This window comes from Pseudoalteromonas translucida KMM 520, assembly GCF_001465295.1.
GTDB lineage: Bacteria > Pseudomonadota > Gammaproteobacteria > Enterobacterales > Alteromonadaceae > Pseudoalteromonas > Pseudoalteromonas translucida.
In genome coordinates this window covers 60022-76473 of sequence record NZ_CP011035.1, presented here as the reverse complement: position 1 = coordinate 76473, position 16452 = coordinate 60022, and the positions used below count along the sequence as shown (strand labels likewise).

At 39.6% G+C, this 16452-nt stretch carries 12 protein-coding genes; 6 read left to right on the top strand and 6 right to left on the bottom strand.

The window, feature by feature from the left end:
* Positions 1 to 736: 736 nt before the first annotated feature.
* The 5 genes from PTRA_RS15960 to PTRA_RS15940 all read right to left on the bottom strand — a co-directional run bounded on the left by PTRA_RS15960 (position 737) and on the right by PTRA_RS15940 (position 5793).
* Positions 737 to 1789 carry a hemin-degrading factor gene (locus tag PTRA_RS15960; protein ID WP_058374675.1) on the bottom strand — a complete coding sequence of 351 codons (1053 nt, stop codon included), beginning with the start codon at positions 1787 to 1789 and terminating at the stop codon, positions 737 to 739.
* Between the two features lie 45 nt (positions 1790 to 1834).
* Positions 1835 to 3922: a TonB-dependent receptor domain-containing protein gene (locus PTRA_RS15955; protein WP_058374674.1), complete on the bottom strand. Its 2088-nt coding sequence runs from the start codon at positions 3920 to 3922 to the stop codon at positions 1835 to 1837.
* A gap of 146 nt (positions 3923 to 4068) precedes the next feature.
* Positions 4069 to 4482, bottom strand: coding sequence for a biopolymer transporter ExbD (locus PTRA_RS15950; RefSeq protein ID WP_058374673.1), 414 nt, complete (start codon positions 4480 to 4482; stop codon positions 4069 to 4071).
* Positions 4475 to 5026, bottom strand: coding sequence for a MotA/TolQ/ExbB proton channel family protein (locus tag PTRA_RS15945; RefSeq protein WP_011329712.1), 552 nt, complete (start codon positions 5024 to 5026; stop codon positions 4475 to 4477). The genes PTRA_RS15950 and PTRA_RS15945 overlap by 8 nt, the downstream gene beginning before the upstream one ends.
* 14 nt (positions 5027 to 5040) lie before the next feature.
* Positions 5041 to 5793 (bottom strand): energy transducer TonB, encoded by a 753-nt coding sequence (locus PTRA_RS15940; RefSeq protein WP_157756055.1) that lies wholly within the window; start codon positions 5791 to 5793, stop codon positions 5041 to 5043.
* A gap of 67 nt (positions 5794 to 5860) precedes the next feature.
* Between PTRA_RS15940 and PTRA_RS15935 the strand changes: the two genes are divergently transcribed.
* From PTRA_RS15935 to PTRA_RS15910, 6 genes are all read left to right on the top strand, one after another.
* Positions 5861 to 6778 carry a heme/hemin ABC transporter substrate-binding protein gene (locus tag PTRA_RS15935; protein WP_058374671.1) on the top strand — a complete coding sequence of 306 codons (918 nt, stop codon included), beginning with the start codon at positions 5861 to 5863 and terminating at the stop codon, positions 6776 to 6778.
* Between the two features lie 5 nt (positions 6779 to 6783).
* On the top strand, positions 6784 to 7839 hold the full coding sequence (locus PTRA_RS15930; RefSeq protein ID WP_058374670.1) for a FecCD family ABC transporter permease: 1056 nt from the start codon (positions 6784 to 6786) through the stop codon (positions 7837 to 7839).
* Positions 7840 to 8625: a heme ABC transporter ATP-binding protein gene (locus tag PTRA_RS15925; RefSeq protein ID WP_058374669.1), complete on the top strand. Its 786-nt coding sequence runs from the start codon at positions 7840 to 7842 to the stop codon at positions 8623 to 8625.
* Between the two features lie 206 nt (positions 8626 to 8831).
* Positions 8832 to 10631 carry a glycoside hydrolase family 3 protein gene (locus PTRA_RS15920; RefSeq protein WP_058374668.1) on the top strand — a complete coding sequence of 600 codons (1800 nt, stop codon included), beginning with the start codon at positions 8832 to 8834 and terminating at the stop codon, positions 10629 to 10631.
* Between the two features lie 11 nt (positions 10632 to 10642).
* Positions 10643 to 11371, top strand: coding sequence for a 5-oxoprolinase subunit PxpA (locus PTRA_RS15915; protein WP_058374667.1), 729 nt, complete (start codon positions 10643 to 10645; stop codon positions 11369 to 11371).
* A 152-nt stretch (positions 11372 to 11523) separates the two neighbouring features.
* Positions 11524 to 13551: a S9 family peptidase gene (locus tag PTRA_RS15910; RefSeq protein ID WP_058374666.1), complete on the top strand. Its 2028-nt coding sequence runs from the start codon at positions 11524 to 11526 to the stop codon at positions 13549 to 13551.
* A gap of 1100 nt (positions 13552 to 14651) precedes the next feature.
* Here PTRA_RS15910 and PTRA_RS15905 read toward each other — a convergent pair.
* Complete coding sequence (locus tag PTRA_RS15905) at positions 14652 to 16253, bottom strand: isocitrate lyase (RefSeq protein WP_058374665.1); 1602 nt, start codon at positions 16251 to 16253, stop codon at positions 14652 to 14654.
* Positions 16254 to 16452: the final 199 nt, after the last annotated feature.

Here is a 16452-nt window from a genome sequence, read left to right as displayed (position 1 = left end):
AAAACAATCATGAGTTTAATATGCACGAATGGAGAACTGGCAGGAACTGCGTTTATAAGAACCAAGTACACCTAGCATTCGTTGCAAAATACCGCTGTGACGTGTTCGCTCGCAGCGTAAGCCACCCTCTGAACTAGCTGTAAAATAGAGTAAAGCTGTAGCAAAACACAACCACTAAAACCGCAGGGCTTAACTCGTAGCTAAAGCCGACGAGAATGCACCCTGCAAATGTTCAAGAAAGCTATCTGTTGCTGAAGCAAGCTTATTAGCATAAGCGTAATTACTGTGTAACGTGTAGTTGATTAACTGCTCTTTTTGCACTTGATAAGTAGCATACTACTTACTAAGGTGCAAATAGAGGCAAGCAAAACAAGTAATAGTATAAGAAACCTGAGGTTTAATGTTGGTAATAATTTGTGAAACACCCTGTTTATACCTCACGTACAACTTGCATGCATAATATATTCAATACATTTTATACTACCTGCTTTAAAACCAAGAATCTAACCAACTTTAATAATGTGCAGTACTAATTAACCTAAGCTCCGAATAATAAACCTATCTCAAGCAGTTATTGACGCGTAAATTCGCCTTGTTTTCACTGAAAACTTATGGCTAAAGAAAATAAATTTAAATCTAATTATAATTCAAAACGTTAGTAAATCTCTTAACCAGAGTTCCGGTTAATTATTGCCTACCTATAGGTAGACAATAATTAGAAATGTGTTTTATCAAGTTAACTTTTATAACTGTCGCTCAATTTATTACACAGTGCTATCCACTGCTTCGGTTGCTCTTTACCTTCAATCCTGCGGCCAAATAAGGTCATAACTGTGTTGCTGCTCTCATCAAAAAACTCTATTGAGTACACAACAGTATTACCGTTATCTGTTGGCTTTTTAACGACAAAAGCACGCGCTAAATCTTCACTTTTAATATGTAAATTAAAGTCTTCATCAAGTACGTTATACCAAGGGCCTACTTGCTTTAAGTTATTGAGTGTTCCTGAGTATATTTGCACCGCGGCGTTGTTATTTACAAAAATCATTATCTCGCTTTGCTGCTCTTTTAACGTACTAAATATTAACGGTAAGCTTGCGGTTGGTATTTCTTGTGCCCAATTGGGCTGTGCAAGTTCAAGTGCTTGTATTCTGCCTACTTTAAACTGGGTTAATAATGCCGGAAAATGATGCACATCTTGCAAGTTTTCCCATGCGGTTAAAAAGCCTGCTACATTTATATTTTCTTGCGGTGTGGTCTCAAGCTCTGGGGTTTTGATTGGCTCGACCATTAATGTAGTGCTTTGCTCTGGGTCGCTATATTTATTAATTAGTGCCTGATACGCGGTTAAATTAGTTTTATCGGTATTAAATATTTTATGAACGGCTCGGCCATGTTTATCAAAGCACTGAATGCTCACAATGTTATTTAACTTAACAGCAAATACACTGGCCCATTGCGATAAAAACAACCTTAAATCTATGCCTCCTGGGTTAATTGCTATCCCCATTTTTTTATTATTACGCTGTGAGGTATACAGTTTTTCGTAGCAGCCTTTAATTTCACTCACTACAACGCCGTTGCGTGTAAGTGCCATTACATGCTCTAGTTTTTTTAACCCTTTGAGAATGTTTTCGATTTGATTAATATTTAATTTAATTGCTTGCTGCCCTACTTGAGAAGCAATAAGTTGTGCTTCTGTGGTGCCAAGTTGTACGGCGGCATCTACACTGCGAATATTGGGCTGCGCTACTTTTAATGTTTGATATTGGTTAACTAAGGTATTCATAATTTACTCCTAAAAGGTAATGGCCTAAGTGACCATTACGGCAACTTAAAATTTAAAACTAATTTGCGTTTTAATATTACGGCCAACACCATAGTCGCCAATGGCGCCTGTAGTACCAGCTATAACTTGGTATTCTTTATCAAATAAATTATCTATTGCTAAGCGGGCATTCCAGCTGTCGTTAATATCCCAACTGGCGTTTATACCTGCTAAAACATAACTTTTATGTTGCTGCTCAATGCCAGATACAAGCACTGTGCGATCATTAACATGTTGAATGTTAAAGCCTGTTTTTAGCATGTCGTTAAAAAAGTTTAATCCGCTACTCAGTGCAAACTTATCGGCTGGTAAATACCATAGTGGTTCATTGTTTTGGTTTTCACCTGATATTCGACTATAAGAAAAGTTGGCATAACCTAAGGTATGTGCATAATTTATTTCAAACTCAATGCCGTCTCGTTGGTTTTCGCCACTATTGTTATAACGCGCTGCGGGTTCGGGATTAGTGGCTATATTGGTGTTTGATTGAATTTCGTCATCTATTTTTACTTTAAAATAAATAACACGGGCAGTTAAGGCATCTCTGTTTGTAAATATGTTTTGGTTTTGGTAACTCGCACCAATTTCTTTATTGGTGCTGTTTTCTACTTTAAGTTCGAGTGCCGGATCACGCCCACCATATTGATCATAAAGCTCATCAATTAATGGGGCTCTAAATCCTTGCTGATAACTTGAAAAAACAGCCAGTTGGTTATTAATTTGATAGTGGGCGGTTAATGCAGGCACCACTTGAGAGTGCTCAACATCGGTATCTAAATTATTAAATGAGTTGGCAAAGCTAGAAGTTGCTGTGGTTTTATATTTTTCATAGCGCAGCCCTGTGGTAAGCGTTAATGCCTGCCAAATAAATTCGTCTTGTAGGTAAACGCCTATACGTTTTTGAGTACCTCCGGGCTGAGATGTTATTTCGTCTTGTATTGCTTGCTCTGCATAATCAATACATTGATAAGTTTGCATGTCTAAATTAAGGCATGGATAACTTAACTTGGTTCCCACTCGATCTTTTTCAGAATACTGCATGCCATAGGTTAAAGTATGCTGTTTAATTAAAGATGTATTTGCAATATCAAGTGTGGTTATGTTGTATTCGTAGTTAGACTCTAAGCCAATAAAATCTTTTAAAGTGCCTGAACCATCACTTTCAACAACCTGACTTTGGGTGCGCCCTAAGCGTGCTGTTAAATTTACATAAGGATTATTGGCGGGGTTAAGCTCATAGCTTAAATTAGTAACCGACTGTTCTATTTCTCTATATACCATACCCCATGCGCCAGGATCGGTCGTATTAAACTCGGTGCGCTGATTGTCTTCACTTTTTGTATACGACAATCCAATTAAGGAGTCTTCGTTTAAGTAGTACTCTACTTTTAAAAGCAGCGATTCGGCCTCAATACCCGAATTATCGAGCGTTTCACCATTTGATAACTTAAAGTCGTCACTGCTGCGCTTTACGTACGAAGTAAGTATATCTAATGAGTCGGTAGGGCGTGCATAAGCATATACGGTACCGTTATTTTCATTATTATTGCCATGGTGACCTAGCTTAACTTTAACGCCACCTTGCTCACCCGGTGCTAAAAAGTCGCTGGCATCTTTAAGTTCCATTTCTACCACACCACCTAAAGCACCACCGCCATGCAAAACAGTACTTGGTCCACGTTTAACATTTACAGAGCGATAAAGTTCAGGATCTGAAAAAAAACTTCCCATTCGATACTTTTCAAATGTTTGAATTGCACCATCTACACTTATCAACACATCTTCTGCGTCACTAAAACCACGTACATTAAACTTTTGTCCCATATTACGTGGGCCACCGGTTGCAGTAACGTTAGGAATACTAATAAGGCTGTCGAATACGCTACTAGCAAGTACTTGCTCTATTTGTTCTGCGTTAATAACATTAACGGCTTGAGCTGAATTTAGTGCAGACTTTGCGGTACGGGTTGCCGTTACGGTTACGGCATCAAGTGCTGTAACCGGCATATTAGTGTGGTTAGGGTTTTCAAGATCAGCTGCCATTAAGGGCGAAGACAGAGCGGCAAGGCAAGCTGCCAGTTTGGTAATACGCATTATTTACTCCATTTAATAATTATATTTTGTTTACTCTTTTGCTCTACTTATATTGAATGCAAAAAAGTTACATAGCGCTTTGGGTTAGCCCCTACTGCCTAAAGCAACTTGACTATAACAAAATAAACATTAAATGATAATGGTTATCAATCGCTTTTAACTAAAATATTTGCAACTTTATACTTTTCAGCAGAAAGTTTAGCTAATAGCTTTACTAATTCGCCGCTAGGTACTTGCTGATCAACCGCTAAATACAGAGGTAAGCTTTCTTTACTGTTTTTTAAGGCGTTAACTGCTTCATTTAACGAAGTAAATGATTCTTTTTCGAGGGCGTATTGAAGCTTATTATGCTCTAACCGAATACTAAGCACCTGTACATCTGCTTGTTGTACCGGTGTGCTGGTGTTTTTACCTGTATCGGGAAGCGTTACATCAAGCATATTTAACTTAACCGCTGCTGTAAGTAATAAAAAAACCAATAAAATAAATAACACATCAAGCAAAGCGGTTAAGTCTGGCACTAATTGCGCCGCTGTATTACGCGGTGGCAAGCTAAGCATAAGGTGAGTCACTATAGGTAAACTTATAATTTAAATGATTGATAATTCTTGTAAAATCATTTTGTAACCCTTCTAGTATGGTGTTTAATAAGCCGCTAACTAATAAACATGGAATAGCAATAACTAATCCAGCCATGGTTGAATACATAGCTTCCCACAAGCCATCAGCTAGTAAAGCAGGCGTAACCGCTTGATTAGTTTCGGCAATGCGTTTAAACATAACGACCAACCCCCACACAGTACCAAGTAACCCCATTAAAGGGCTTAAAGAGGCCAATAAGCTCAATATGTTTAGCCGTTTTCGCCAATCAATTAAGCAGTCTTGTAAATACAATTGGCACCATTGCAAACGTTGCTCACTGTGCAGCAACTGCTTAGCTTGCAGCGTAATTGCAAATTGACTTGTCCCTAATTTATGTTGCTTTAATTGCCACTTAGCAATAATTAAAATAGTGCTGCGCTCCAGCACAATAGCCAAAGCTATAATTGACACCAATAGTAATGGCCAAGCCATAATACCTACCGCATTAAAAGTTGACTGCATGTTATTACTCTTTGTTATACGTTTAACAAAAACCGAATTGGCACGCTAAATCGTGCTTTTATCGGGTGGTTATTTTTAACAACAGGATGAAACTGCCACTGCGCTACATTATTTAAAGCAGCTTTGTCGAGCTCAGTAAATCCGCTGCTTTTTAACACAGTTAATTTTGCTATATGCCCCTGCTTATTCAACTCAATTTGCAATAACGTAACCCCTTCGTAACCTCTTTTTTTAGCCCGTAACGGATACGTTAATATTGGCTTAGGGGCTTTAAATAATGGTAATTCGGTTACGGTAACTAATTGATTAGTAGCAGAGTGCTGGTTACTTAGTTTTGTGGTACTAGAACTGGGCGCAGCAGGCTTTATTTTATTTTTGTTTGCTGGGACATTTTTTACAGACTTTTTATGTTCAGTGCTTTTAGCTATGTTAACCGGTTTGGCTTTAGCTGGTTTTTTTGGCGGGTTATCTATTATTTTTTTTATATTTTTAGGTGTTTTTTTTACTATTTTAAGGTGCTGCTTGGTGCCCGAAAACTCAGTGCTAACATTATCGTTTTTAACTACAGGCGCTGTTAGTTTTGGCTCAGCTGGTATTTTTTTAGCTACTTTACTGGCGTTAACCTGGGTTGAGTTAATAATATTAATTGCCACACGATCGGCTTTTTGCCCCTGCGAAAATGTCATAGCTTTAGGGGGAGCAGGTTGAATAAACAACCCAATATAATGAGCAACTGCTGACAGTAATATAAAAATAGTAAACTTCATAGCTTTTAAATCTAAATGATAACTGTTATTGTTCGTGTTTATTAATAGTATCAACATTGGATTTGTTATGAAACCCCTATTCACATATTTAATTACGCTTACCCTGTTAACATTTGCTTGTAGCAGTAATTCAGCTCCATTTTCGGCACAAAAAATTGTTGTTTCGGGAGGCTCAATAACCGAAATTATTTATGCCTTTAATGAGCAGCATCGTATTGTAGGTGTAGACAGCACCAGTGTATTTCCAAGTGCTGCGACTAAAAAACCGCAAATAGGGTACGTACGAAAAATAAGTACAGAGGGGATATTATCGCTCAGCCCAGATTTACTCTTAGGCGAAGCCGACACTGGACCTCAAAAGGTAGTAGAGCAGCTAAAAAGTACGGGAATAAACATGACCATACTTACACAAGAAGATAACTTTTTAGGCATTGAAGCTAAAATAAAACACATTGCACGTTTACTCAATGTACCTAAAAAGGGAGAGCAACTTGCAAATAGCTTGGCAATAGACAGAGCTGCTTTAAACACAGTTTTACAACAAAGTACTTATAAGCCTAGAGTACTTTTTATTCTTAATGTACGCAGCGGGCAACCTATTGTAGCTGGGGCAAATACCTCTGCAAATGAATTAATAAATGCCGCTGGAGCAATTAATATTGCAGCAGAGCATATACAAAATTGGAAACCGCTTTCAACTGAAGCGGCCCTTGCTCTTAACCCAGACGCAATTATTACCATGGGACGACACGGCGACACCCCACTGGAAAGCGTATCGAAACTAGCACATTTTAAGTTCTCTAATGCAGTTAAAAATAAGCAAGTTTATAGCTTCGACGGCAGTTATTTATTAGGCATGGGCCCACGTACACCACAAGCAGTAGTAGAGCTTGCGAGTGTTTTACACCCTAATGCTAAATTACCTGCAACGTATAAGTTTCGCTTTGCTAAAACCTCTCAACCTAACATTGAGCTAAGTGAGTAATAACTATGCTGGCATTAGGAAGTACGCTATTAACCGAACAAAAACAGCGAAAAATGGCCATTCCCTGTTTATTTTTAGCCTGTGTTTTTATGTTTTTTATTGCACTAAGTAAAGGTGGCGTAAATTTAAGCTTAAGTGAAATAGTGGCAATAATTAACCAGCTTGAAACTGATAGCTTTAAAAACGCTATTATTTGGCAAATACGCTTACCGCGCATAGTGTTAGCCATGGTGGTAGGTGCAGGGCTAGCCGCTTGTGGCTGTGCTATGCAGGCAATTTTTAGAAACCCATTAGCCGATCCGGGTTTAATTGGTGTGTCGAGTGGTGCAGCACTTGGCGCTGTAACCACTATAGTATTAGGCAGTAGTTTATTTGCTAACTTTAGCAGCACCTTGGGTGTTTATGCAGTACCGGTTGGCGCATTTATTGGCTGTATTAGTGTGTGTGTATTTATTTATAGATTAAGCGCTCACAGTGGTCAGTTTACAATTATAAGCTTATTACTAGCAGGTATTGCTGTTAACGCCATTGTGGGATCGCTCATTGGTGGGCTTACATTAATTAGTAACGAGCAACAACTGCGCGATTTAACATTTTGGAGTATGGGTTCGTTAGCCGGTAATCACTTTGCCATGATGCTGCCCTCTTTATGTATTATTGTTTTGAGTGTGGTTTTATTACTACGCCTAGCAAAACCTCTTAATTTATATTTACTAGGCGAAGCGCAAGCTAAACATTTAGGCATTAATGTAACGCGGCTTAAAAAACAGGTATTTATTTGTACGGCATTGTGCACCGGTGCTGCCGTCTCCATTACCGGTATTATTGGCTTTGTTGGTTTTATTGCGCCGCATATTGTAAGGCTTGTTTTAGGGCCCGATCATCGTTACTTAATGCCAGCAAGTATTTTAGGCGGGGCGCTGTTATTAAGCTTTGCTGATTTATTTGCACGTACTGTGATGCTCCCTGCAGAGTTACCTATTGGCTTAATAACCAGTGCTATTGGTGGCCCTTTCTTTTTAATTATGTTGTTAAAAACTTATCAGCAACGGAGCTTATAAATGCTGTGCGCTAATAATGTGTCGGCCCAAATTGGGCAAAAAAAACTACTCAAGCATATTAACTTTTATGTAAAACCTAACGAGTTAGTGGTAATTATAGGCCCTAATGGAGCAGGTAAATCGTCGTTACTAAAAGCCTTATGCGGCGATATAAAAATTAATAATGGTGATATCACACTTAATGATCGCCTACTTAGCGACTACTCAATAGCAAGCTTGGCTACATTACGCGCTGTGCTTACGCAAAATTACGAACTCGACTTTCCATTTAGCGTAGCTGAAGTGGTTGATATGGCGCACTTTGCCCATCAAGCAGACTATAGTAAACAGCAGCTTATACATTTTTCAGAGCAAGTAATGCAAGCACTTAGTGTAACGCACTTAAAAGCCCATACCTTTACACAACTCTCTGGCGGAGAAAAGCAACGCGTACAACTTGCGCGGGTATTATGCCAAATTCAGCCTAGCCTAGTTGCCAATAAAACACCTTACTTACTAATTGACGAGCCCACCTCTAGCTTAGATATTTTTCATCAATACGATGTAATGGCTCAAGCTAAAAGTATTGCCAGCCAAGGCGCAGGAGTGGTTGCCGTGATCCACGACCTATCGCTTGCTGCCAGTTTTGCAGATCGAATTTACATGCTTAATAATGGCGAAGTAGCCGCATGCGGTACACCAAAAGAAGTGCTTACCCCTGCGCTGCTTAAGCGGGTATATAACATTAGCGCCAGGCTTGAAAATAACACCACCGAGGTTATGCCACACATTCAAATGTGTTACTAAATTACTTAAAAATAACGCCCTAATATCAGCGTTTATTCAGCTTTAAAAATCAATAAGACTTAAACGCACCGCTATTGCGTATCGGCTTTGCAGTTGCACTAAAAAATAGATAAGCTGCATGCACTTATCTATTTTATTTAGCTTTGGAGTGTGTTTTGCTAAATAAGTATGCTGTATCGTCTATTGCTTTTTTAATCGGGTGTTTAATGCCATTACAATCTTCTATAGCTCAACCTGCGCTTACGCTTGAACAACAACTTGGCCAAAAGCTATTACTAGACTTTCGCTATTTTTGTCACCAAGGTGCAAGTAAACAGTGTCGAACGCCAATGACTCAATTACCCGATGAACTAGCAAACGCCATTAGTAAATACAATATTGGCGGGGTGATTTTATTTTCTGAAAACACCCAATCTATTGAACAAATAATTACCCTTAACCAACAATTACAACAGGCTGCAAGTAAATCAAGCTCTGCATTACCTTTGTTTATTTCGGTTGATCAAGAAGGCGGCCGTGTTGCACGCCTACCGCGCGATGTAGCAACCTCGTTTACCGGTAATATGTCGATTGGTGCTACTTTTGAAAAGCACGACAGTTATTTTGCCGCGCAAACCGCTAAAGTAATGGCCACCGAGCTAAGTGCTTTGGGTATTAACGTTAATTATGCGCCTTCAATCGACGTAAATATGAACCCAGATAACCCCGTTATTAATGTGCGCTCGTTTGGCGAGGACCCTAAGCACGTGGCAACTTTAGGTGCCGCTCAAGTTGCTGGGTTTGAAAATAACGGCATTATTAGTTCGCTTAAACATTTTCCGGGCCACGGCGACACTAACGTAGACAGCCATACGGGCTTACCTAGGGTAAACCATGCAAAAGAGGTTATTTACCAACAAGACCTAGCCCCTTTTAAACAGATTATTGCCACGCAAAGCCCTGGCATGATCATGACCGCACATATTCAGTACCCTGCGCTTGATAGCAGTACCTTTACCAGTGTTGATGGTAAAAGCATGATTAAACCCGCAACTATGTCGCGTAAAATAATTACTGATATTTTACGCCATGAGCTTAATTATAATGGCGTAGTAGTAACCGATGCACTTGATATGGCAGGTATTAGTCACTTTTTCAATCCTACTCAAGCGGTTATAAATACCTTTGCTGCAGGGGTCGATATTGCCTTAATGCCAATAGAAATTCGCAGCATAGATGACTTAACCAAACTTGATCAGCTCATTAAAGATTTAGTCGCTGCAGTTAAGTCTAAGCAACTTAATCAGCAAGAAATAACTGAGTCGGCGCAGCGTATTACAGCGCTTAAAAGTAAGTTTAAACTTAACACCAATTTTAATGCCATTAATGCGCTAGTTAACGCCAAGCACGTTATTGGGAGTAAAGCGCATCGCGATATTGAAGCACAACTAGCGGTAGAGGCTATTACACAAGTTAAAAACACTCATAATACACTGCCACTTACACTTAAAGCCGGGCAACATGTTCATATTATAATGCCCGACACTCGCAAATGCATGGCACTACAACAAGCCCTGCAAAGCATTAGTAAACATACGCTTAACTATACTTGTAGCAGCTTGCAAGGCTTCGATCCGCAACAAGCACATGCAGACATTAATAAAGCCGATGTTGTTATAGCGGGCAACGCAACGCCAAATCAAAGTGCGGTAGAAATTGGCGGTATGGATGATTTAAAAAACGATCCTCAATTTGCACTTAGCAACGCACAGCAACCAAAAGCACTTGAGTCGTTATTAATAGTGGCAAAAAAACAAAATAAAAACACGGTATTTATTAGCCTAAGAGCGCCTTACGACATTGCTGAGTTTAGCGATTATGCCCATGCTGTACTTGCATCGTATGCCTATAATATTGATCACGATAAAAACGATATTGTAACAGGCCCCGCATTTACCGCTTTAGCACACGTACTGTTAGGCAAATTGCCAGCTAATGGCACTTTGCCTGTAACAATAAAAAAGTAAGGAGACCTTAAATGCTATTAAATTGCGATTTAGGTGAAAGCTTTGGTGCTTGGAAAATGGGCTTAGATGAAGAAGCTATGCCGCACATTAATATGGCTAATATTGCTTGTGGTTTTCATGCGGGTGATGCCGATGTAATGGCAAATACGCTCAAGCTGGCAAAACAGCATAAGGTACAAATTGGCGCTCATCCTAGTTACCCAGATCAACAAGGTTTTGGCAGACGATCTATGGCGCTAAGTGCAAGCGAGCTTACAAATTGCCTGCACTATCAAATTGCTGCGCTAGAAGGTATGGCCAAAGTACAAGGCTTAAGCCTTAGTTATGTTAAGCCCCATGGCGCACTTTATAACGACATGATGCTTAACGAGCAGCTTTTAACTAGCGTAATGAGCGCTGTAGCACACTACCCTAGCCCATTAAAATTAATGATTTTAGCTACTGCTGATGCTAAAAAGCATCAAAAAATAGCCGACACTTTAGGGTTAAAATTAATATTAGAAGCCTTTGCCGACAGACAATACACCGACGAAGGGCTTTTAGTGTCAAGGCAGTTAGCAGGCAGTGTGCATAACGAGCAAGCTTTAATTGAGCAAGTAAAGCAACTGTTAGCTGATGGCAGCGTAACTACGCGCTCAGGTAAAAAATTAATTTTAGATGCCGATAGTTTATGCGTTCACGGCGATAACCCTGCCGGTATTGCACTCATTCAACAAATAAAGTTATTGTGTAAACGTTAAATCATTATTTAATATGTTCAGTTGTAAACCCCCTTTACAGCTGAACCGTTTTACAGATTCAGTCTACCCACGCAATTACTTCATCGCCCTAGCTATTATTTTTAAACTCTCTAACATATAACTATTATTATTAACAACCACAGGGATTTGAAATGAAAACATTTTTTGCGCTTAGTCTATTAATAAGCACGGGTAATCTTGCCTTTGCCAATAGCAGCACCCTACAGTTAGAAGATGTATTTACGCTTGAATACGCTAACCAGCTAGATATTACCAAAGACGGGAAAACAGTTTATTTTGTACGTAACAGAATGGATATAAAAACCGACCGTAAAATAGGTAATATTTGGACAGTAGATTATAAAACACGACAAATTCAACCGCTTACTTCTGGCGTACATATGGATCACTCGCCAAAGTTGTCGCCAGATGGCTCTCGTTTAGCATTTATTTCAAACCGCGACGGTAGCAACCAAATTTACATGAAATGGCTTAAAACTGGCGCGGTTAGCAAAATAAGTAACCTTACAAGTACGCCAAAAGCGCTAAGCTGGAGCCCAGATGCTAAGCAACTCGCATTTAGTATGTTTGTTGCCACCTCATCAAGCTCACCCGTTAGCTTACCTGGTAAACCTGTAGGCGCGACTTGGGCAGAGCCAGCTAAATATATTGACGATGTGTATTATCGTGCTGATGGTGCTGGTTACGCTAAAAAGGGCTTTGAGCAATTATTTATTATTGACGCAAATGGCGGCAATGCTAAACAGCTCACCTTTGATGAGTTTAATAACGGCGGCGAAGTTAGCTTTAGTAAAGATAAAAAAGCGTTATATTTTTCGGCTAATAGGCATAATAATTACTTGTTAAAGCCAACTAACAGCGAAGTATATAAACTTAATTTAATTACGCTTGAAATAACCGCTGTAACCGATAGAAACGGCCCCGATCGCCAACCTCAAGTATCGCCTAATGGCCGTTACCTTGCGTATACCGGTTACGATGACAAGCAAACTAATTACGAAAACACCCAATTGTATATTCGCGACTTACGTTCGGGTAAAACAACTAATTTAACTGCCGACTTAGACCGCAGCGTAGCTAAAATAAAGTGGAGCGGTAACTCTAAAGGTATTTACTTTAGTTACGCTGATCAAGGGCAAACCACGTTAGCGTACCAACCTCGTAGCGGTTCACGTAAAGTTATTACCGAAAAAATTGGCAGCGTTTCGTTTGGTCGTCCTTATTCTGGTGGCGACTTTGATGTGAGCGAAGATGACGAAATTGTGTTTACCCTAGCCGACCCGCAGCGCCCTGCCGATGTAGCGGCAATTAAACGTGGTAAAGCGCAGCGCTTAACAAGTTTAAATGACAATTCGCTGGGGCATAAACAACTAGCCAAGGTAGAAGAGCTATGGCTTAAGTCGAGCCACGACCAACTGCCCATTCAAGCTTGGGTAGCCTACCCACCTGGTTTTGACAGTAGTAAAAAGTACCCATTAATTCTTGAAATTCATGGTGGTCCGGTGGCCAATTACGGTCCGCACTTTAGCGCCGAGGTACAGCTATACGCAGCTAAGGGTAACGTTGTATTGTATATGAACCCTCGCGGGAGTGACTCTTACGGCAAAGAGTTTGCACAAACTATTCATCATAATTACCCAAGTAACGATTATGACGACTTAATGACTGGGGTAGATGCTTTAATTGCCAAAGGTTTTATTGATGAGTCTAAATTGTTTGTTACCGGTGGCTCTGGCGGCGGCGTACTTACCGCGTGGATAGTTGGCCATACCGACCGCTTTGCCGCAGCCGTGGTTGCTAAACCTGTGATTAACTGGATCAGTTTTGTACTAACTGCCGACTTTTACCCGTTTTTTGCTGACTATTGGTTTCCGGGTAAGCCATGGGATCATATAGAACATTATATGAAACGCTCGCCAATTAGTTATGTCGGCAATGTAAAAACACCCACTATGCTACTAACCGGTGAATCTGATTACCGTACGCCGATTTCAGAAACCGAACAGTTTTATCAAGCATTAAAGCTACAAGGTGTCGAAACCGCTATGGTACGTATTCCCGATGCATCACATGGTATTACTGCTCGTCCATCTAACTTAATGGCTAAAGTTGCCTATATTCAATGGTGGTTTGATAAACACACTAAACAGCCTAAATAATATAAACATACCGCTTGGTATGTAACTATTAAAGCCACTTTTTAAAGTGGCTTTTTTACATTACCAATAAGTGTAAAGGGGGTTTACAGTAAGTAACCTAAACTCAGGTTAGGTATTTTTAATAGTAACGCAAAGGCAAACCACAAACGCCGCGGCAAGTTAATTAACCTGACCTCTGGTTAAGAGATTTACTAACGTATTGAATCATATTTATATTTAATTTTATTTTCTCTAGCCAGAGATTTTCAGTGAAAACAAGGCGAATTTACGCGTCAATAGCTGGCCTATTGCAAGAAAATTCCACGCAGTTAGCGCTGAAAATAGCTGCTTGAGATAAGTTTATTATCCGGAGCTCAGGTTAATTATAGCCCAAAAGTACACACTCCCCCTTTAGGGATATAGTCCAATTTAACTATATGCACCTACACGCTAATATCAGCAATATAGAAATAAAGCCATCTAAATGCTTACTAATACTTAAGCTATCTTAATGCCTAGCTTAAGTATCGGACTTAACTATTATTTGAGTTGGTAAAATTTCGGTTTATACAATTAAATACCCACTGAGTTGGTAAAAAATCGGTTTGAGCTAGTGTTTATAGGCCCTCAGTTAGTAAAAAAGTGTTTTGTGGATGGCTTAAGTTAGTAAAAAATCGGTTTATTATAAGGTGAGTGTTCACTCAAAAAGCTAAAATCAGTCACTTATGGCCTTTATTTACAGTTTATAAAGCCATAAAAGTGCTAAAAAGGTTGAATTATGGGCTTTACACTAAGCTTGGTTAAACTCTGATCCGTAATTATTGCCAGCTAGTTAAATACTGATCTGTTGCGGGTAGCAACTTAACTGAACTGGTTAAGATATTTACTAAAGTATTAAACTGTAATGAAAATTTTATTTTCTTTAGTCAGAGATTTTTTGAGGAGTGGGGAGGAAAAAAAGCAGCTTTACGCGTCAATAGCTGAGCTATAGCTAGCAAACTTAACGCAGTTAACATCGAAACTAACTACTAAAGATAGATTTATTATCCACATACAGGCTACTTAATTATACGCATAAAAAAAGGGCCTTTCGGCCCTTTACGTAACACTATCTAGTTGAATTAGAATTGGTTCATGGTGTTATCTTCACCACCGGCTTTAAGCGCGTTATCACCAGAGAAGTACTCTTTGTGTGTATCGCCAATATTAGAGCCTGCAAGGTCTTGGTGCTTAACAGACGCTTGTTCGCGACGAATCTCTTGACGCTGTACATCACGTACATAAGCCAGCATACCTAAGTCACCAAAGTAACCTTCTGACAAAATATCCGTACTTAATGCTGCTGTATGGTACGTTGGCAATGTGATTAGGTGATGGAAAATACCGGCTTCACGTGCACCATCTCGTTGGAAGTTTTGTACTAGTAAATCGGCTGCTACTGCAAGCTCGGTAGCATCCATTTCTGGTGCCATAAGGCCTTTATTGTCACCCAAGCTTGGGTAAGCGCTAAGGTCACGACCTGCTTCTTGCCATTCTTGATACACTTGCTCACGAAACTTAAGTGTCCAGTTAAACGACGGTGAGTTGTTATAAACAAGCTTAGCATTTGGCACTTGCTCTTTAACACGATTAACCAGTTCAGCAATTTGCTTAACATGTGGTTTTTCGGTTTCAATCCACAGTAAGTCTGCACCCGACTGTAGGCTAGTTACACAATCTAGTACTACGCGGTCTTTTTCTGTGCCTTCGCGGAACTGAAATAAACCATTATCAAGGCGCGTTGGTTTGCAAAGTTGGCCATTAAGCTTCATTGCAGTGTCGCCTTCATTTAAATCTTCAACACCGTTAATTGGCGTAGTTTCTAAAAATGCATTGTATTGGCTAGCTAAGTCACCTGGAGTTTGTGAAACTGGTACTTTTTGCGTTAGGCTCGCACCTAGTGAATCGGTACGCGCAACAATAATACCGTTATCAATACCCAGTTCTAAAAATGCGTAACGTACTGCGTTAATTTTAGCTAAAAAGTCTTCGTGCGGTACAGTTACTTTACCTGCTTGATGGCCACACTGCTTAGCGTCAGACACTTGGTTTTCGATTTGAATCGCACAAGCACCTGCTTCAATCATTTTTTTAGCGAGTAGGTAAGTCGCTTCTTCGTTACCAAAACCGGCATCGATATCTGCAATAATTGGCACTACGTGCGTTTCAAAGTTATCAATTTTATCGAGTACCGCTTGTACGTCGCCACCATTTGCTTTAGCTGCATCTAGGTCATTAAATAAATGGTCTAGCTCACGTGCATCGGCTTGCTTTAAAAAGGTGTAAATTTCTTCAATTAGTGCCGGAACTGAGGTTTTTTCGTGCATGCTTTGATCCGGAAGCGGACCAAATTCTGAACGAAGTGCTGCAACCATCCAGCCACTTAAGTATACATAACTACGCTTAGTTGTTTTTTGATGGCGCTTAATAGCCATCATCATTTGTTGCGCAGTAAATCCATGCCAACAACCTAAAGACTGAGTGTACTGGCTTGTATCTGCGTCGTATGCGGCCATGTCTTCACGCATAATGTCAGCAGTAAACTGTGCAATTTCTACCCCAGTACGAAAGCGATTTTGTAAACGCATACGTGTTGCATATTCAGGGTTAATGGTTTTCCATGCACTACCTTGTTTTTTACAAAGTGTTGCTAATGTATCTGTTTCGCTTTTATATGTAGTCATAATTAAAATCCTTTGAACGGGGTAAATTATAGTGTTATGAGAGTGACTGCTTTAGTTGCTCTGCAGCGCTTAATTAAACATTAGGCTTATTTTTCAGATTTAGTAAATTTATAGTTGTTATTGCGGCTATACATATCATGAATGAGTAAAAAGCACTCAACCCCCCTTTTTTACGTTATGGTTACACTACGCACACTAA